At 41.0% G+C, this 20,089-nt stretch carries 17 protein-coding genes; 10 read left to right on the top strand and 7 right to left on the bottom strand.

All coding sequences use genetic code 11. From position 1 onward, the window contains the following. Positions 1-370: 370 nt before the first annotated feature. The 7 genes from A9J31_RS07135 to A9J31_RS07165 all read left to right on the top strand — a co-directional run bounded on the left by A9J31_RS07135 (position 371) and on the right by A9J31_RS07165 (position 5,498). Positions 371-1,291 (top strand): MlaA family lipoprotein, encoded by a 921-nt coding sequence (locus tag A9J31_RS07135; protein WP_067763419.1) that lies wholly within the window; start codon positions 371-373, stop codon positions 1,289-1,291. Between the two features lie 98 nt (positions 1,292-1,389). Beyond that, positions 1,390-2,358: an RsbU family protein phosphatase GigA gene (gene gigA, locus A9J31_RS07140; protein WP_067763422.1), complete on the top strand. Its 969-nt coding sequence runs from the start codon at positions 1,390-1,392 to the stop codon at positions 2,356-2,358. A gap of 112 nt (positions 2,359-2,470) precedes the next feature. Continuing rightward, positions 2,471-2,989 carry an anti-anti-sigma factor GigB gene (gene gigB, locus A9J31_RS07145; protein ID WP_067763424.1) on the top strand — a complete coding sequence of 173 codons (519 nt, stop codon included), beginning with the start codon at positions 2,471-2,473 and terminating at the stop codon, positions 2,987-2,989. Between the two features lie 30 nt (positions 2,990-3,019). Then, the gene (locus tag A9J31_RS07150) at positions 3,020-3,844 is read left to right on the top strand and encodes a carbon-nitrogen hydrolase family protein (protein WP_067763426.1); all 825 of its coding nucleotides are present in this window, start codon (positions 3,020-3,022) and stop codon (positions 3,842-3,844) included. Positions 3,845-3,950: 106 nt separating this feature from the next. Then, positions 3,951-4,376 carry an organic hydroperoxide resistance protein gene (locus A9J31_RS07155; RefSeq protein WP_067763428.1) on the top strand — a complete coding sequence of 142 codons (426 nt, stop codon included), beginning with the start codon at positions 3,951-3,953 and terminating at the stop codon, positions 4,374-4,376. 219 nt (positions 4,377-4,595) lie between these two features. After that, entirely contained in the window at positions 4,596-4,988 is a 393-nt protein-coding gene (locus A9J31_RS07160; protein WP_067763430.1) for a DUF4951 domain-containing protein, read from the top strand. Between the two features lie 159 nt (positions 4,989-5,147). Then, on the top strand, positions 5,148-5,498 hold the full coding sequence (locus tag A9J31_RS07165) for a membrane lipoprotein lipid attachment site-containing protein (RefSeq protein WP_067763432.1): 351 nt from the start codon (positions 5,148-5,150) through the stop codon (positions 5,496-5,498). Between the two features lie 71 nt (positions 5,499-5,569). Here the strand turns inward: A9J31_RS07165 and gspE are convergent, their stop codons facing one another. Then, the gene (gene gspE / locus A9J31_RS07170; protein WP_067763434.1) at positions 5,570-7,057 is read right to left on the bottom strand and encodes a type II secretion system ATPase GspE; all 1,488 of its coding nucleotides are present in this window, start codon (positions 7,055-7,057) and stop codon (positions 5,570-5,572) included. 100 nt (positions 7,058-7,157) lie between these two features. Here gspE and A9J31_RS07175 point away from each other — a divergent pair, with 100 nt between their 5' ends. Next, positions 7,158-7,979: a hypothetical protein gene (locus A9J31_RS07175; protein ID WP_067763436.1), complete on the top strand. Its 822-nt coding sequence runs from the start codon at positions 7,158-7,160 to the stop codon at positions 7,977-7,979. Between the two features lie 9 nt (positions 7,980-7,988). Further along, complete coding sequence (locus tag A9J31_RS07180; RefSeq protein ID WP_067763438.1) at positions 7,989-8,912, top strand: mechanosensitive ion channel family protein; 924 nt, start codon at positions 7,989-7,991, stop codon at positions 8,910-8,912. An 88-nt stretch (positions 8,913-9,000) separates the two neighbouring features. Here A9J31_RS07180 and A9J31_RS07185 read toward each other — a convergent pair whose 3' ends face one another. Beyond that, positions 9,001-11,727 carry a DUF2339 domain-containing protein gene (locus A9J31_RS07185; protein WP_425394347.1) on the bottom strand — a complete coding sequence of 909 codons (2,727 nt, stop codon included), beginning with the start codon at positions 11,725-11,727 and terminating at the stop codon, positions 9,001-9,003. Positions 11,728-12,007: 280 nt separating this feature from the next. Between A9J31_RS07185 and polA the strand changes: the two genes are divergently transcribed. Further along, on the top strand, positions 12,008-14,773 hold the full coding sequence (polA, locus tag A9J31_RS07190; protein ID WP_067763440.1) for a DNA polymerase I: 2,766 nt from the start codon (positions 12,008-12,010) through the stop codon (positions 14,771-14,773). Positions 14,774-14,910: 137 nt separating this feature from the next. On the opposite strand, the gene A9J31_RS07195 is transcribed toward polA, so the two are convergent. From A9J31_RS07195 to ppx, 5 genes are read right to left on the bottom strand one after another with little or no spacing between them, the layout of a single operon-like run. Then, positions 14,911-15,474, bottom strand: coding sequence for a YggT family protein (locus tag A9J31_RS07195; protein ID WP_067763442.1), 564 nt, complete (start codon positions 15,472-15,474; stop codon positions 14,911-14,913). A gap of 27 nt (positions 15,475-15,501) precedes the next feature. Then, positions 15,502-16,332: a pyrroline-5-carboxylate reductase gene (proC, locus tag A9J31_RS07200; RefSeq protein ID WP_067763444.1), complete on the bottom strand. Its 831-nt coding sequence runs from the start codon at positions 16,330-16,332 to the stop codon at positions 15,502-15,504. Beyond that, positions 16,329-17,705 carry a tRNA lysidine(34) synthetase TilS gene (gene tilS, locus A9J31_RS07205; protein WP_081410289.1) on the bottom strand — a complete coding sequence of 459 codons (1,377 nt, stop codon included), beginning with the start codon at positions 17,703-17,705 and terminating at the stop codon, positions 16,329-16,331. Before tilS ends, proC begins: the two co-directional genes overlap by 4 nt. After that, the gene (locus A9J31_RS07210; RefSeq protein ID WP_067763448.1) at positions 17,642-18,466 is read right to left on the bottom strand and encodes an acetyl-CoA carboxylase carboxyltransferase subunit alpha; all 825 of its coding nucleotides are present in this window, start codon (positions 18,464-18,466) and stop codon (positions 17,642-17,644) included. The genes tilS and A9J31_RS07210 overlap by 64 nt, the downstream gene beginning before the upstream one ends. Before the next feature lie 32 nt (positions 18,467-18,498). Further along, positions 18,499-20,019 carry an exopolyphosphatase gene (gene ppx / locus A9J31_RS07215; protein WP_067763450.1) on the bottom strand — a complete coding sequence of 507 codons (1,521 nt, stop codon included), beginning with the start codon at positions 20,017-20,019 and terminating at the stop codon, positions 18,499-18,501. Between the last annotated feature and the right edge of the window lie 70 nt (positions 20,020-20,089).

The raw sequence follows: 20,089 nt of genomic DNA on the forward strand, positions 1-20,089 counted from the left end.
TAATTCGTCACCAGCAAGCTAGGTCGGCTATATTACGCTTTATTTCTAAAGTGTCAACTAGTAATTCAAATTATTTTAAACTTTCTTTCTAAAACCTAACTTAATCAATCTTAACTAAGTCACTGTTTTATCAGAAGTTTTAATCTTCATCACCGCCGATGGATGTGCATTCTACAGCATTTCTTACCCAACGCAACACCTTTTTTGAATTAATTTACACATATGTCGGTTTTTTATTCATTTTGCATTTTTTTATTCATTTTTTGTTCAAATTTGCTTTAATAGTCGCAATTCTAAGACTACAGAGGATGTTTTTTATTTATCATCGCGTCTAATCGCCGTTTTAATATAAAAACTCCCAGGATTTTTTATGCATCAATCTTCTTATCTATATGTAGGTATGTTTTTAATTGCATGTTCTACACACCTTAATGCCCAAGATGTGGAAACATCGACGACAGATACAAATACAACGAATACTGTTCCACATGATTCACGTACTGCTGCTGCCATAAAAAAACTAACTGTAAATGCCAATGCCGCACAATCAGAGGATGACAAAGATCCGTTTCAGCCATTGAATCGTCAAGTTTATGCAATGAACGATTACTTAGATATTCATATTGCTCGCCCCTTAGCTGTGCAATATGTTGAAAAGACACCAAAGGATGTGCGTGATTCTTATCGCTTATTTCGTAAAAATTTAGGAGAACCTTGGAATGCCTTTAACCAGCTCATTCAAGGGCGCCCTGTTCGTGCAGCACAATCACTTGGACGCTTTACTGTAAACACACTAACAACACTTGGCTTTGCTGACCCCGCAAGTCGTTTAGGTTTGACTACTGAAGATGAAAATTTCGGTGCGACCTTAGGATATTACGGAATCCCATCAGGCCCATATATTGTTTTACCAATTTTTGGCCCAAGCACTATTCGTCAAACAGTTGGTCTAGCTGTAGACAGTCAAGGCCGTCCACAAAAATATATGCTTGATGGACATGATGGCGCTTATTGGACAGAACAGACTTTACGTGGTATTGATGCGCGCTCACAACTTTTAGATATTGATAGTGCAATACAGGGAGATAAATACTCACAAATTCGCGATATTTATCTACAACGATTGAGCTATTTGATTGCTGAAAAGAAAGGTATTGCTGAGGAAAATTTATTTATTGGCGATGAAGATGACAATTTTGATGATGAAGATACATCTATAGACAATACAGATGAGACGACTCAACAGAATCCAGATGATGTCATTAATGAAGATAATGATGTGACAGAATAAATATTTTTTTTCAATTGGCTGGTGGGTTTTTTCCTCCAGCTAGCATTTGCTTGTTATAGTACATCTTATTGTATGTCGTTGGATCGTTCTTATTCTTTATGTATTTCATTCAGCCTACTCGTGATATTCCATATTTAGATCAGGTACTTGATGCGCTTCCTAGCGTGCAAATGATTCACATTGAAGATCTAGATTTATATGACCCAACCATCATTGCAATTGCAGATGTCGCCGATTACCTGCATTATAAATGGACAATTCCCACAATAGTACTGGCCTTCGAACATGAAGGTGCTGCTCTTGCTCAAGCATGGCAACAAGGCGCGCTTGCTGGCTGGGTTTGGGATCATATTCCAACTAATCTACAAGATGCTCTTAGCCAAATTGACGCGCAATATAAGCGTAATCAAGACAGCCGTGATCTACCCTCTGCTGCTGAATTACAAAAAAGATTGCTCCCAAATCCAATTGAACTCAAAAATTATAAAATTGAAACTTTCTTTCAGCCATCTGCCTATCTGTCTGGTGATTGGTATGATTATTGGAAGTTAAATGATAAAGAAATTATTTTTTATTTAGCTGACGTTTCAGGTCACGGGGTTACGAGTAGCTTACTCACCTCTTGGATGGCTGCATTTCATGGACGTTCTAAAACCCCGCGCGAGTTAATTAAAAAACTTAACGGCATGCTTGTTCAAGAAAATATTGAAAAGCACATCACCATGATTGCAGGTACGTTAAACCTTGAAACCCACGTTTTAAAGTGGTCAAGTGCTGGTCATTATCCTCCTGCTATCTTATTTGAACCAGGTCTACCTGCACGTATTTTAAATACCAGTAGTTTCCCACTCGGTTTGACGGAAGACTTAGAAGTTGAAGAGTTTGAGTGCCAGCTTAATCGCTATACGCGCTTCGTCATCTGCTCAGATGGCGCACTTGAACCTTTCGATGGTGGCTTGAATGAACAGCTCGGTCAATTGGTGTATCACTTGCAAAATCAATCATTTCAAGCACCTGACCACGTCGCTGACGATATTGCAATCCTCAGTATACGACGAATCAATTAATCCAAAAATCAAATACTTAATGATAAGTCCTTATGCTTAAGTCGTTAGGCTACTTGAGTAAGCTGTAGCCCTATGGGATAATTTACTATCCTTTTCTGCAAATGGCATTTATATGTCAACAGGTCATGTTGAATATGCAAGCTTGAACGGAACGCATATTTTTAAGCTTATTGGCGAAGTGCGTGCCCAATCTTGTATTAGTCTAGACAAGCTACTCAACAAAATTGAACAGCAACAAAATGTAGTCGGTGCAATTGTAGATTTAACCCAAACTACATTCATCGATAGCACTGTGCTTGGTATTTTGGCAAAACTTGGTTTAAAGCTGAAACAAATCCACCACATCCAAGCGGTAATGTTATCCACAAACACTGACATCACCACGCTTGCAAACAGTATGGGCTTGGGTCAGGTTTTTGTTATCTTAAATTATTGTGGTGATCCAAATGTTTGTACACGCGAACTGATGGAAGAACATATTACACATAACAATATGTTGAATACCGTTTTAGATGCGCATAAAACTTTAATGAAGTTAAATGAAAGCAACCAAAATATGTTTGAGCCATTGGTCAAACAACTGCAAAAAGAGCAGGAAAATCTCGACCAGACTCGCCAACAAAACGTCTAATTTCTAATAAAAACAACGGACTTTCTCCCAATGACCTTACTTTCTGTTGCACAAATGAATTCACAAAATGACATTGAAGATAATTTCAAGGTCATAGAATCATTGATGCAACAAAGCCAAGCACAAGGAGCAAGTTTAATTGTTTTTCCAGAAAATTTTGTTTGTTTCGCTGCAGGTAAACAACGTGAAACAGCTGCTCAGTTTGAAGTTATCCAACAAAGACTTGAGCAACTTGCACACCAATACCAACTTTGGATTATTGCTGGCACACTCCCATGCCCGTATCGTCCAGATGGCTCTATCATTGAAGATGGTCGTGTTCGAACAGTAAGTTTATGCATTAGTCCCGAACGTACTGAAGCTCGTTATGACAAAATTCATCTGTTTGATGTACAAGTTGGTGATGCTGTCGGAGGTTATCAAGAATCAAAATTTTTTGAACCTGGAACTCATACCGTTGTTGCAAAAACACCATTTGGCAATATTGGCTTAATGGTATGTTACGACCTACGTTTTCCTGAATTGGCTCTCAAGTTACGTGCACAAGGTGCAAATATTTTGACAGCTCCCGCAGCATTCACCTACACCACAGGTGAGATGCATTGGCAATTGTTGTTACAAGCACGTGCAATAGACAGTCAATGCGCTGTTTTGGGTTCGGCACAACAAGGTTGGCATGGTGAAAAACGTCAAACTTGGGGTCACACGGGTGCTGCAAATAGCCGTGGTGAGTTACAAGAGATGATCCAAACCGAAGGTGCTGGCTTAATCACAGTACCTTTTGATTTAGTAGAACAAGTGAAAATCCGTGAATCTATGCCACTGATGCAACATCGTGTCCTCATCCAATACTAAGCCCTCAGTTACACGTTATATTTAAATAAATTACAAAAAAGCTGATTATTGTTTAAGCAAAATCCCCCACGATAGACAATTGATGGTTAATCACAGGGGTTTAATAATGACTTTAGAAAAAGCTGTATATACCGCAAAAGCAAAGGCAACTGGTGGCCGAGACGGCCGTGCAACAACTTCCGATGGACTATTAGATATTCCTTTAGCTGTGCCAAAAGTCATGGGCGGCACAGGCAATGGCAGTAATCCAGAACAATTATTTGCAGCGGGTTATTCAGCCTGCTTCTTAGGCGCAATGAAGTTTGTTTCTAATCGAGATAAAATTGCCATTCCTGCAGATGCTTTCGTCGAAGGTGAAGTCGGTATTGGACCAATTCCTACAGGTTTTGGTATTGAAGTCACACTACATATTCACCTTGAAGGCATGGATGCAGCAGAAGCTAAAAAATTAGTTGATGCAGCACACATTGTCTGTCCCTATTCGAATGCTACCCGAAACAATATTAATGTGACCTTAGATATTGTGACTTAAATCTAATACCAGCACAGCTTCGAACAACCTTATCCAATGTCAGTATGTTTTTAGACTCTAAATTTAAACATGCTGACAATATTCTTATCTATTACATCTCATTATTTCAGCGAAAATTTAACATGTCACTATCGGTAATTTTTTGGGGAAGCATTTCAAAATACACACTAGCTTGCTAATATAAGAATGATTCTTATTAATATTTAAGTACATCTTTATATGTTTAAACCTATCCTACTCAGTGCACTACTATTAAGTGCTTCGTCTTTAACTTTCGCTGAATTAAAAATTTCGGAAGAAGTACGTCCTGAAATCAAATCACTGGTTAATCCTGACATTCAACGACTACCGCTCCCTCCAACGCCAGGCAACATCTCATTACCTGCATATGGTCAAGGCATAATTGGTTGGGGTACAGGCCCAGATGGTGCAGCAGCTCGCTTAGCCAATGTCACTAAAGCAGATGTAGAAAAATATAAAACTCAAGGTGTAACTTTAGACATGATACAGACTTGGCAAAAGTTTTATGAAAATGAAACCCGTCGAAATGCTGGTAACCCCACCGCCCCAATTCGTGCTGAACTGATGAAAAAAATTATCAGTTTATGGTAAAGCTAATGTTCTAAACAGCCCGCGAAAGTGGGCTGTTTTTTTAAGATCAAACACTATAAAAATTAACCGATCAAAACATTTTTATAATTTTAAAAAAGCGTTATATTGAATCAATTCAAAATAATCATGATAAAAAATTCATTAATTACAGGGTTTAAAATGAAAAAAATCTTTTCGATATTTACCATCTTTCTTGCACTTACAGCATGTAGCCAAACACCTGCTCCAGATTTTCCAGGAGAATGGAAACAAGTCCCTGAAACCGACAGTCTGCGTAAATTAACGATCTCAAAACAAGGCGATGACTATCAAATTAAAGATGAATTTTGGCTCAATAAAAACAATACTGAACGTACGTCAAGTGCTGCTTCAGGCATCGCTGAATATGATCATGAGGTCTTAAAGTATAAAGATAGTCAACAAATTGAATTAAAACTAACTGATCCAACACATCTCACCCTGACGGACAAAGAATCTGATGCAGTTATTCAGTTTGAAAAAATAAACTAATCAGTAAAAAAAGCCTCGAAATATTTTAATTATTTCGAGGCTTTTTATCGCACTTGTTTTTCTACAAATTTTTATTCAGCAGCTTCATTCGTTACACGTAGCACCTCTTCAATCGTGGTTTTACCCGCAAGCACTTTACGTAAACCATCATCTCGAATTGAGCCCGCATTTGCACGTACATGATTTTCCAATTCAAATTCTGCCGCATTACTATGAATTAAACGACGCGTGTGCTCATCAATCGGTACAATTTCATAAATTGCTGTACGCCCCATAAATCCAGTGTGTGAACACTGTTCACAGCCTTTGGGCTGCGGCACTTGAATCTGTTCAGCATGTTCAATATTGGCAAATAATGATTGTTCAAATTCATCCGCATCATGCCAAGTGGCACAATGACTACACAGCGTACGTACTAAACGCTGCGCAACTACGCCAATCAATGAGCTTGAGAGTAAGAACGGTTCGATCCCCATATCTTTTAAGCGTGTCACCGCACCAATAGCGGTATTAGTATGTAGGGTTGAAAGCACCAAATGGCCTGTGAGTGAGGCTTGAACTGCAATTTCCGCTGTTTCTAAATCTCGAATCTCACCAACCATCACCACATCTGGGTCCTGACGCAACATAGCTTTTAAGGCACGAGCAAAGGTCATATCCACTTTGGTATTGACTTGGGTCTGACCAATCCCTTCAAGTTGATATTCAATAGGATCTTCTGCAGTTAATATATTTTTTGAACCATCATTGAGATCAGACAGTGCCGCATACAAAGTGGTGGTTTTACCTGAACCTGTCGGCCCAGTGACCAAAATAATACCGTGTGGACGATGAACCAATTGCTTTAATCGGTCATAGTCATGTTGCATCAATCCCAAGTGAGTCATGTTCAATCGACCCGCTTGTTTATCCAATAAACGCATCACGACACGCTCACCGTAAGATGATGGTAATGTCGAAACACGCACATCAACTTCGCGCCCAGCAAGACGTAATGAAATACGACCATCCTGAGGAATACGCTTTTCTGCGATATCCAGTTTAGCCATGACTTTAATACGAGACACCAGTAAAGGTGCAAGTTCACGACGCGGCTGTACAATTTCACGTAATTGACCATCGACACGTAAGCGTACTGAAAGTTTTTTCTCAAACGACTCAATATGAATATCGGATGCACCGACACGAATGGCTTCAGAGAGCAAAGCATTGATCAAACGAACAATCGGAGCATCGTCCTCTTGATCCATCAAATCTTCTGCTTCTGGAACAGAATCGGCTAGGCTGAGTAAATCGGGATGATCTTCCAGGCCAGCTGCAACTTGTTGCGATTCACCCGTATCACCTGCAAAACTTGCACTTAACAATTGGTTAAATTCTTGTTCAGTTGCCAATTGATGCTGTGCTGGATGGCCTAAATATCGTCGTGCTTCTTGTAAGGCCAATAACGGTGTACTCTGACGACGTACAATAAATGCCTGATCACCCTCATATCGAAGCAAAACGCCATGCCGCTTGGCAAAACTATATGGTATTTGTAATTGTTTAAGTACTTGCATCACGCATTATAATGATGAAAAAAGTTGTTTTGAGTGTACTCTAAGCATCTGACAGCGTGAAGTCTGTTTTTAGGATTTATCAATTTAAGGGAAATGAACATTGCCATTAGAGAACGAAATCACTGAAAAAAGTAATCCAAAAATTAAATGGTGGGGTGAATATCACTTTGAACTTAATCATCCACAAAGTTGGCAATTTGGTTCTTTGCTGTTTCGTTTAACCCGTGGTATGCAAGAGTGGCGCATGGAATACCATCGTCCAACATTTCAGTTTGATTATGAACAACAGTGGCACCAAATCCACGATCCTGAATTCGGCTTTCCACAACCAGTGAAGATGGAACGTTATATGTTCCGTCAAACCCATGACAAAATTCAGATCATGCCGCGTTTGGCCGACCGTTCTGTGGTGATCAAACCTGTTGATCCTATATATATCCCTGCCGGTCAACGTGGAACCTTGTATATAAGTACACCACTTTGGATTGCAGGCTTCGTTGACCACTTAAAAGAACCGTTTTTTGATCTACCGGTAATTTTACCCAAAGACACTTGGTTTGGCCCAAATCATCGTATGGGTGAAGTTTGCTATGCTACTGCTGTTGATGGTCGTACTGAATTAAAACAATTAAAGCCTCGTGCATTTCGTGCAGTAACCCCTATTGAGTTTCATAACACCAGTAATCAACAAATTCGCTTTGACCGCATGAACGTACCCGTACCTGCTTTACCCTTATTTTATAGTGAAAGTACTGGACGCTTATGGACATCGCAAATTCGTGTCGTCCATGAAAGTCATGACAAACCGCCTCGGGTGAAAATTGAAACACGTACACCGCCTCAAGCTGGTGATGTGATTTATCTACACCCACCTCGAGAGTCTGCAAATGTACTCTTCAATATGTTTGATTCATTCTTCTAAGGGCGTGATATGGCAGATTTAAGTATTTCAAAAGAGATCACTAGCAGCCTTAAAGGAATGGTGAGTAATTTAAACACCGATCGTTTAACTGAACTATTGGTTGCTGTATTACTGGCAGTTATTGGTTTTTTAATTGCACGGTTTATTTCTAATACCTTTATTCGCACTGTCGGCATGCGTTTCAACGCACACCAACAATTGGTCTGGCGTCGTGGTATTTTTTATTTTATTTTCTTAATTTTTGTTATGGCCAGCTTAAAAGAGGCTGGCTTTAAACTCAGCGTATTTTTAGGCGCAGCGGGTATTTTAACCGTGGCATTGGGTTTTGCCTCGCAGACATCAGCATCCAACCTCATCAGCGGGATGTTCTTGATTGGCGAAGGCTCATTTGAAGTTGGCGATACCATTCAACTGACCTTAATTCGCGGCCATACAATTGAAGGTGAAGTGATTTCCATTGATCTTCTTTCCGTCAAATTATTAACCCAAGATAATGTTTATGTGCGTCTACCGAATGAACAGTTAATACGAGCCCCAGTACACAATTTGTCGAAGTTTCCAATTCGACGAATTCCAATTACTCTCGCGATTAACTTCCATGAAGACATTATTAAAGTACGTGAAGTGCTTTTAGATGCCGTCAATAAATACCCCTTAGTATTGGCCGATCCAAAACCCGCAGTCACTGTAACAGCCTTTCGCGAATCATCAATTGAGCTATTATTTGCGATTTGGTGTAAACGCGAAAACTTTTTACAAGTACGTGATGAAATGCAGGAACGAATTCGTAATGCATTTGTCGACAATAAGATTGAAATCCCAGTCCCTAAAATGGGCTTTGTCGATCATCCTCTTTCGACGCAAGCAGTTGATGCTGATATCGATCAATATTCCAATGCACAAGACATTAAACGTGAGCCAAATTTAAAGTAACCAACATTTTTATCTTTAACCTTGGTCAGATCGACCAAATAAAAAAGCCCTAATGCTTATGCCATTAGGGCTTTTTTAAATTCAGACATTATTTTTTGACAGACTGACTTGATATCTGAACATTATCATTCGGCATCGGTGCAATATAAGCAATCAATAACATGGCAAAGCCTGCCGCCATAAAAGAAATCACGCGCATTAAGGTACCAACATGCGACAAATCGAGTAAGACTAATTTTAAAGTCACTAAAACCAAAATGCTGCCACCCAACAACCAAACTGGTCTCAATAGACGCTGACTGGCAAAACGCATACTAATAAGCGCCAAACTGACCCAAAGTACAGTAAAACTCAGCTGCACCGTGGCATCTGTCCAAATATCCAAGCTGTTATACGGGGTATCCAAATATATATGCAGCGCACGTAACATCACGTAGCTACTTAACCACAATAATCCCAATACACTGAGTATCGCCGCCCAACTTCGATCTAACCCAGCCTTAAGTTGTTGATTCAGCATCCATAAAAATGCCGCTAATAGCATTAGACTGATCACATCAAAGGGATTGAAGATTGGTAATACATAGCCCATAAAGGCTTGCTGACTAAAGAGTTGTGAACAAATAATCCAAGCCAAACTTAAAAGCAAGCTACTGCGTGCCTGCCAAAACATTTTCCAGACAGGTTCTTTGGCTTGCCAATAACACCATGCACAAAAGAGTAGCGGTAAAATCACGACACTGATGTATGGCATCGTTGAAAGAAGCGTCAAACTCGTCCAAGCCAAACTGGTTAAAACACCTAAGCTCACCCATTCTTTTTCTTCACGCACGCCTAAAAGCGGGCGCAGCCAAAGCACAGTCAATAACAGCCCCGCCAATGCAAAATAAACTTGCTCTGACACCGAATGCCAAAGCAATTGTCCTTGCTGACTGACTGAAACCACTTGATAAAATGCCATCGCATAAACTGGAATCAACCCCGTCCATTTGATGAGAGACCAACTCCATCCCGCTTGACGAAACAGCAAGAACTCATTCATCAAGGTATAAATCAGTGCCACAAACAACAAGCAAATCGCAAGTTGATACGAGCTATGCAAAGCATCCAGTAACAACACCATCAGCATTACCGTTGCTGAAAGCATTTGTAAACATTGAAATGCAATACTTGAACTAGAAAGCTGCCGATGAAAAGATGGCACTGCATGCGTTACGATAATCGCAGCCAAATAACTGAGACAGATGCCCCAATAGATTTCAGTTGGGAAACGTTGTAGCTCAATCACATAATATAAACTTGAGCAGCCTGCCATGACCAAAAGTGCCATGCCGAGATAGCGACTAATCGTCGACTGGCGGTACAGGGCAAAAATAAAGATCAGTGCGCCTTCCACGGCCCACCCCACTACACTCCATTGCTCAGGCAATAAAATCGGTGGTATCAGTGCTAAGAAAATTAAAGTGAGGCTGAGATAACTTTGCGCAATCACCTGAACGGTTTGACTCCGTTTACTCCATATATATAAAGCCGCAAAGACCGCAGCAAACAATAAGCTCAAACCTGCTTGCCATGTTGTTTCTTCAAAATACATCAAATACAAAGCCAAATATGCGACAACTGGCGCAGCAAAAATTAAGGCAATATCTAATACAGGTTGATATTTAAAAGCCGTGTCTTGCTGGCTTTGCAATTGACAAAAACGGAACCCTAACCAAATAAAGATTGCCGCATGAGCTACTACCAACACGCTTAGGGTATTTCGTTCAGTGTTATAGCCATGGTAGAAGGCATAACTTCCACCAATCAAAGCCGTCATAAAAAAGGCGATTTGATTTAAATATTTCCAAGGTCTTAAGCTACTCAATACCGCAACTGCGATATTGATCACCAGATAATAAGCAATTAACTCCGTCGCAGTGGCATCACGTACCGGCAAGGTAAACGGTGCAATATAGGCAATCAACATTGCCATAATGGCCAATTCCACCGACTGTTGTTTAAGACTCAGCCATATGGTCAGCAGCATAATCGCGATGAAGGCTCCACTGGCAAGGCTAAAACTCGCTATGACCAAATTGTAGTAAGCAAAAAATAGTGTCAGGAACAGTGCTGCCAGCCCCAACCCTTCCAAGGCCAAAGCGAAACTGCGGTTTTTCGGCTGCATCCAATAGCCAAGGACGACCACCACAGCACTGACGGCACTGACAATCAATAATTTGATAGCTAAACTTAATTGCCAATGTTCAGTGGCAAAACGTAATAAAAGCACTACACCAATAATCAAGACAACAACGGCAACTTTTAAAACAGGATTACCCTGAAATAACCACTGTTGAATTTGTGTAGAAAGATTAGGCGCTGCTGTGGATGTTGATGCCTGCTTGGAGTTATTAATCTGTTGATTTTGATGCTTGGTGGCACTGTCAGATGGTATTGCCACAGACTGTGTTGCATTTGTTATTTCAGAATCATTGAGAGCTGGGGGATTTAAAGTTTCCGAATTCAAATCCAGCTGATTTGATGTTGTGTTAAGTGTTTGAGATTTAATTTGAGTATCAACAAGCTGAGTTACACGATGTTGTAAAGCATTCAGTTGCCGTTCTAAGCGTTTCAACCAACGTAAAAAGAAATACACCCACAAACTAATGCCTAAAGCGACCAGATAACTCAGCTCAAGCAGCAAACCAACCACTGTAATGATCGAAGCAATATAGAGCGGAATTTTAGACGTTGTCTTAATGGGCTGCAATTTTGCGCCAATCGTTTCTGCACCATGTTGCAAGTCATCGATATAATTCATCACACTGAGCATAAAGCCCGCACCACAGATGTAGCTCAACAAGCGAACATCAAAAAACCACGCTGCAATCCCTACCATAATGAGCAACAGCAACCAAATCATTTTTATTTCATTATTCTGTTTCAGCATACCTGCTTCGTCATGATCCTGAATCCTTTGATGATACATGAGCCTGACAGATGCTCCGAACATATTCATCAGTTATTCGGTAAGTTGGATATACAATCTTGACTCAGCGTACAGGCAAAAAATCACGTACAATGAGAGTGTTTTCAGGATTAGGAAATTATCAATGCCACCATTTGTCTTGGTCGATGGCTCATACTTTTTATTTCGTGCGTACCATGCACTGCCACCATTAACCACTTCAACCGGTTTACACACCAATGCAATCCGTGGTGCCATTTCTGCCATCCAAAAATTAATGCGTCGTATACAACCGACGCATATGGCAGTTATTTTCGATACGCCTGAACCGACTTTTCGTCACGAACTGTCACCGATCTATAAAGGTGACCGTCCTGCGATGCCGGAAGAATTATCACAACAAATTCCATATCTTCACGCTTTAATTCGCGCATTAGGTATTCCCTTGCACATGCTACCGGGCGCAGAAGCCGATGACATTATTGGTACATTAGCCAAGCGTGCTGAAGCCGCGGGTCATCAAGTCTTGATTTCGACTGGTGACAAAGACATGGCGCAGTTAGTCACTGAACGAGTCACACTTGAAGATAGCTTCAAAGATAAACCGATGGATGTACAAGGTGTTTTTGATAAATTTGGCGTGTGGCCAAATCAAATCATTGACTACTTAACCCTAATGGGCGACGCCTCTGACGGCATTATGGGTGTGCCGGGTGTCGGTGCAAAAACTGCGGCGAAACTATTAACAGAATACGGCTCAATTGGTGGCATTTTAGAAAATGTTGACAAAATTAAAGGTAAAGTCGGTCAAAACATTAAAGAACATGCTGACGGCATTGCGCTCGATCATCAACTTGCAAGCATTGTTTGCGATCTAGATATGGGCTTGAAATATGAAGATCTAAAACTAATGGATCCGAATATTTCTGCTTTACGCGAACTCTATACGGAACTTGAATTTCGTAATCAGCTTCAGTCTTTAGATCATCCGAATAACCCGAATGGTGCGACCTATAAACAAGCAGCAAAAGCCATCACCACGACTGCATCAGTGGCAAATGCACCTGAAGTTGAAGATCAAGCCGATAAAACCAGTGTAGACGATCAATTGGGTGAAGCACGTTATCACACTGTGTTAACTCAAGAAGATTGGGATACCTTGTTTAACCGCCTGAACACCGAAAAACGTTTTGCCTTTGATACTGAAACCACCAGTCTGGACTATCGTGTCGCACAAATCGTTGGTTTCTCTGTGGCACTCGATGCACATGATGCCTATTACGTGCCGCTTGCGCATGACTATGAAGGTGCACCACAACAACTAGATCGTGACACGATTTTGAATCAGATCAAGCCTTTGCTAGAAGATGGCAACGTTAAAAAAATTGGTCATCATCTGAAATATGATGCACACGTATTAGAAAATCATGGTATTCATTTGGCAGGTTGGTATTTCGATACCATGTTGGCGTCTTATGTATTGAACTCTGTAGCAACACGTCATGGTATGGATGATGTCGCACGTTTATATCTCAGTCATTTGACCACAACTTTTGAACAAGTTGCTGGTAAAGGTGCGAAGCAAAAAACCTTTAACCAAATTGAACTGGAAACTGCTGCACACTATGCTGCTGAAGATGCGCATGTGACTTACCGTTTGTATGAAGTTTTGGATAAAAAATTACAAGCGCATCCTGAACTGATCAATATTTTACATAATATTGAAATGCCCGTTGCACGTGTACTCACATCAATGGAAGAAAATGGGATTGAATTGGACATGGATTTCCTTGACCAATTGGGCGTGGAATTTGCCAATACTATTCAAAATCTTGAATCAGAAATTGTTGATATTGCAGGACAAAGTTTTAATGTCAGCTCGCCTAAACAAGTGGGCGAAATCCTGTTTGATAAATTGGGCTTAAAAGGCGGCAAGAAAACTTCTACCGGTCAATACAGTACCAGTGAAAGTGTCTTAGAAAAAATTGATCATCCAATTACAGATTTGATTTTGGAATATCGCGGTTTATCAAAGCTGAAAAGTACTTATACCGATGGTTTGTTGAAACAAGTAAATAATGATACGCATCGCGTGCATACCAGCTATCACCAAGCTTTAACTGCAACAGGTCGTTTATCATCTACCGATCCAAACTTACAGAACATTCCTGTGCGTGAAGATATTGGCCGTCAAATCCGTAAAGCTTTTATTGCCCCTGAAGGTCGTATATTACTGGCTGCCGATTATTCACAAATTGAACTGCGTTTAATGGCGCATTTCTCACAAGACCATGCATTGGTAGATGCGTTCAACCATGGGCAAGATGTACATAAACGTACCGCGGCTGAAGTATTAGGCATTCCACTTGATGAAGTGACCAGCAATCAACGTCGTCAAGCCAAAGCCGTGAACTTCGGTCTACTCTATGGTATGTCTGAATTTGGCTTAACACGTCAGCTTGGTTTTAGCCGTGAAGAATCACGTAGCTATATTGGTAAATATTTTCAGCGCTATCCAGGTGTTTTGGAATATATGGAACGCACCCGCCAAGTCGCACGTGAACAAGGTTTTGTTGAAACTATTTTAGGTCGTCGTCTGTATACACCAGACATTATGGCGAGCAACAAAATGGTCAAACAAGGTGCTGAACGTGCAGCAATTAATGCGCCATTACAAGGCTCAGCAGCGGATATCATTAAACTTGCAATGATTGCTGTCGATAAAATTCTACCGAAAGATCAAGCCAAAATGCTGCTCCAAGTACACGATGAATTGGTCTTTGAAGTGGAAGAATCCATTGCCGATGAACTTTCTGCAAAACTGACTGAAGTAATGCAATCTGTCTTGAAAATTTCAGTTCCACTGATTGTAGAAGTGGGCAAAGGCAATAATTGGGACGAAGCACATTAATTCATTCACTCCTTCCTCCTTTTAGGAGGAAGGTTAGAATGGAGGTGAAATATTCACGAATAGAAATATTTCGATTTACCTCTCATTATGAAGCCATAAAAAAGGACGCCTCAGCGTCCTTTTTTATATTTATTCGATCAAAGACCCGTTAAAAGGGTAATCGCCACTTGCTTCATGATAGTTTCAGCAACCAATAGTGCGAGAATCGCAAAGATGGGTGAAAGATCAATCATACCCATATTCGGTAAAATACGACGGAATGGTGCTAGTAAAGGTTCAGCCAACTCTTGAACAACTTCAATATAAGGCGAGCGTGACTGACTAAACATCACCACCCAACTCAAAATAATAGATGCAAAAATTAAGTAACGACAGAAACGGATCAAATCCTGAATCATCGTCACAAAGGTCATAATAATCAGATGAAACGGACTATTGACCGCTACACCGGATAGATACATCAGACCAAACATTTTCAGCAAATACAGAATCACCACCAACACTAAGGCCGCAGTATTAACCCGCCCTTTTGCCAAAGTGGGGAAAATTCGGCTAAAGATATCAACAATTTTTGTTGCTTTCGCTGTAGCCAAAACCACAGGGTTATATGGACTGACCGCAGCAAGCTGCATTAAAAAACGGAAAAATACGAGCAAAATTGCAACGTTAATAATGATTCCAAAAATTTGAGCAGAGCCCATACTTGAACTTTCCTAAATCAAATCGAATTATTTGGTGCTTTCGCTTAACTCTTGTGCCAACTCTTGACTACGTTTTTGTGCAGCAGCCAACGCAGTTTGAATATTTTGAGAAATCTGCGCGCGATCAAAAACCTCTAGCGCAGCTTGAGTCGTACCATTCGGTGACGTAACATTTTTACGCAGTTCTGCTGGACTGTTTGCACTGGTAATGGCCATTTGTGCAGCACCTAAAGCCGTTTGTAAGGTCAAGGCCGTCGCGACTTTTTCATCCAAGCCCATGTTTTTACCGGCGCGAATCATACTTTCCATCATATAGAAGAAATAAGCAGGACCTGAACCTGAAACAGCTGTTACAGCATCAATCTGTGCTTCAGAGTTTACCCAAAGTGTTAAACCAGTAGAAGCCAAAACTTGACTTGCCAATTCACGGTCTTCGGTTGAAACAGCTGCGCCTGCATACAAACCATGTGCACCAGTTTGTACTAAAGCTGGGGTATTTGGCATTACACGCACAATACGGTCTGTTTCCAACAATTTAGCAATCGTTGCAACTTCCGCACCAGCAACAATTGAAATCACCAACTTACCTGCGAGTAGACCTTTTAATGGCGCTAAAACACTCGCCAACACTTGAGGCTTTACAGCAAACAAAACGATGTCAGCATCACGAATCGCAGCAAGATTGTCATCTGTTACATGCAAATCTTTTTCAGCCAAAAGTGCACGTACTTTTTCTACCGGATCTGAAACTGTAATACGTGTTGTCGGGACACCACGCGCAATCAGGCCACCAATTAATGCCTGTGCCATGTTACCGCCACCAATGAAACTGATATTACAATTTAAAATTGCGCTCATGATTGAAGATCCGATATTGCTGTTTTAGCGTTAAGAGATAAAGTTGGTAACCAGCCTGATTTTGTACAGTAATCCGACTGCGCTAACCAAAAGCCCTGAGGCGTAAAGACACCTAGCATAACATTATCTCGGCTTAATATTTGAATAGTATGACGCTGCCACGGAAAAATTTGCGCCTGCTGTATGGCTTTTTTCAGTGGCCAACTTCCGACACGACCATATAAATGGATTTTTTCCCCGCCAAGGCGTGGACTCAGTTTGAGGGGTTGATTCAACAATTTCGTTGAAAGCCCCATCGGGGAAGATTGAATTTGAAAACTTCCTGAGGCTAACGATACGCTCTGCCCCATTTGAAAACTCAAAACAACAGATTTATTTTCGAGAGGTGATACTAAATAATCCGCTTTGGCCACACGATGAAGTTGCTGCTGAAAACGTACATAGTAAAAACCATTCCAGTGTAATGCTGCCTGCGAATCTTTTCGTGAAGCAATCACTTCCGTCATCAGTCGCTGTACCATATCAAAACTCGGGCGATACTGACTTCGGCCTTTCATCCAACTCGATAAAAGCTGACGTTGTCTTGGCGCTGTGAGTTGCTGTAAAGCATCTAGATTTAAAAGTTCTACCGAACCACATTGTTTTAAATCATCATTTAAGACTTGCTGCAAAATTTCATCTGCATCTTGCATCAAATAACTGGTACGGCTCAGTGCCTGTTGCATTTTAGGAAAACGAGAACTGAGTACTGGCCACAATATTTCACGACTCCATGCACGGTCATATTCGGTGTCAAAGTTAGTGCTGTCTTGAATATTTTGCACATCAAGCTGCCCTGCCCATTGGCAAATTTGCTCATGAGACAGATCTAATAATGGCCGCCAAATGGTTAAATCATCACGTCTATCAAGCTTTTTCATGGCAGATAGACCCTGCACGCCAGCACCAGAAAGCAGGCGCAACATTAATGTTTCGGCTTGATCTTGCTGATGATGTGCCAAGACTAAAATATCTTGAGGATTCAAATGCTGCTGAAAAGCTTGATAGCGTGCAGCTCTGGCTTGATTTTCAAGATTACCATCTTCAACCTGAACCTTTTGAATAATGCATGGAATATTCAGCAGTTGGCATTGCTTCTGAACAAAGCCGCCCCATGCTGAACTCACATCTTGAAGTTGATGATCAATATAGACTGCCCGAATTTTATCGGGGCATAAAAACGACATAAGATGCAGTAGCAACATGGAATCCATGCCACCACTACATCCTATTAAAAACGTGCTGTGTTCAGGCAGTGCCTGAATTTGACTTAAGCAGTCAGCCCTAAATTGTCGCTGCCAAACTTCATTAAACGCTGATAACGCGCTTCGCATCGTTCGTTTGCATCCATTGGTTGCAATTCTTCCAGAGCCTGCTTCAACACGACTTTTAAATCCTGCATGACTTTTTCAGGGTTTAAATGCGCGCCTTCAGCTTCGTCCACCACATATTCCACAATACCGATTTTTTGCAATTTGTCGGCAGTTAACGCTAATGCTTCACTTGCTTGTTCTGCTTTTTCAGCAGTTTTCCACAAAATAGAGGCACAGCCTTCAGGTGAAATCACAGAATAAATACTATGAGATAGCATGATTACACGGTCAGCAACACCAATACCCAATGCGCCACCTGAACCACCTTCACCCAATACCGTTGCAACAACAGGTACTTTTAAAGATGAAAGTTGTGCCAAACTGGTCGCAATCGCTTCTGCTTGACCACGCTCTTCTGCACCTACACCTGGGTATGCGCCCATAGTATCAATAAAAGTAAACACCGGTAGATTAAAACGTTCCGCCATATCCATTAAGCGCTGCGCTTTACGGTAGCCTTCAGGATTACTCATACCGAAGTTGTGCTGTAATTTTTCACGGGTACTGCGACCACGGTGCTGACCTACGATCATGACTGGTTGACCATCTAGACGAGCCAAACCGCCTATCATCGCACCATCATCACCAAAGAGGCGATCACCATGCAAAGCATCGAACTCTGTAAAAATTTCGCCAACATAATCCAAAAACTGCGGACGTTCAGGATGACGTGCGATCTGAACCGTAGTCCAGGCTTTAGATTGAGCTGCTTTATTTTTCATAGGTCGATCATTATCCCTAACTTAACTATCTGTTAATTGATAAATTGTTCCGACTGAATATTCAATTCAATATCCCAATGTTTAAATTGCAGCTGCTCATCATGCAAGTCCGCAACCAACAAAGGCCACTGTTTGGCATCACCAGAAACACTTAGTTGCCATTGTTGCGCATTGTCCACGCTCAATTCAATGGCAGGAAGCATCTCATCGCTACGACTATGATTCAGTAAAACTGCTAAACGAAGCAATAGACATAAGTACACAAGTTTGTTACCACCGACTTTCATCACATCGACACGTGCATCACCACGTAACTTACGGCGATGGTGTGCAACCAAATGTGACAAATGGTTTTGATCAATTTGTGAAAAACCTGGAATGTCTGAATGCTGTAACAAATATGCACCATGACGATGATAGCCACTATGACTAATCGCCAAACCAATCTCATGTAAATAAGCTGCGCGGCGCAGTAAATCACTGTCATCACTGGTTAAGTTCAAAGCAGTAGCGACACCATTAAACAGTTGCTGTGCCGTATTCACCACGCGTTCAGCTTGTTTAGTATCTGCATTATAGCGACCCATTAATGCATGCACAGAACGATCACGAATATCTTCATGTTGGAAGCGCCCCAAAAGGTCATACATCACACCTTCACGTAATGCACCATCGGAGTAAACCAATTTATCAATACCTAATACATCAAACACTGCATACAAAATGGCAATCCCTGCTGGCAAAACTGCTCGACGATCTTCTTTTAGACCTTCGAACTCCATTTCACTGACATGTTTGTATTTGAGTAATTTATCTTTGAGTTTAAATAAGCCGTCGCGGGTCAATTCTTCTTGGTCATTGCTCCAACCCATGTTGACACAAATCTGACGACAAGCCTTAATAGTACCGCTTGAACCCACAACGGTATCCCAACCTGCTGCCTTGTAGGTATTGGCAATACCTGCAATTTCTTTACGCGCTGCATTCACTGCACGATCAAAGCTTTTCAGGCTAATTTCACCATCCACAAAAAAGGCTTTAGTAAATGCTACACAGCCCATCTGAACAGATTCAGTGTGAATCGGCTCAAATTCCTCACCGATAATCAGTTCAGTTGAACCACCACCAATATCAATTACCAATCGACGACCACTATTGGCCATCGTGTGAGAAACACCTAAATAAATCAGACGTGCTTCTTCACGTCCAGCAATAATTTCAATTGGTTTTGGTAAGATTTCAGCGGCTTTTTGAATAAATTCATGACCATTCTTGGCTTGTCGCAAAGCATTGGTCGCCACAATACGTAAACGATTGGCTTGAACAGGACTCAAACGCCCAACAAATCGTGCTAAACATGCCAAACCACGTTGCTGAGCTGCCTCTGTTAAATTCTTATTTTCATCGAGACCAGCTGCAAGTTGAACTTTTTCTGACATTGATGCAACTTTTTTAACTTCCCCATGATCGACACGTGCAATGGCTAAGTGGAAGCTGTTCGACCCCATATCGATGGCAGCAAGTAATTCTTCATCAATTAAAAAATCAGACATTATTTGAAAAGACCTGTTCAGAATTGCACTTAGATTAATTCACATACATGCAATTTAAAAGCCATTTGTG

Origin of the sequence: Acinetobacter gandensis (assembly GCF_001678755.1) — a bacterium.
Classification (GTDB): domain Bacteria; phylum Pseudomonadota; class Gammaproteobacteria; order Pseudomonadales; family Moraxellaceae; genus Acinetobacter; species Acinetobacter gandensis.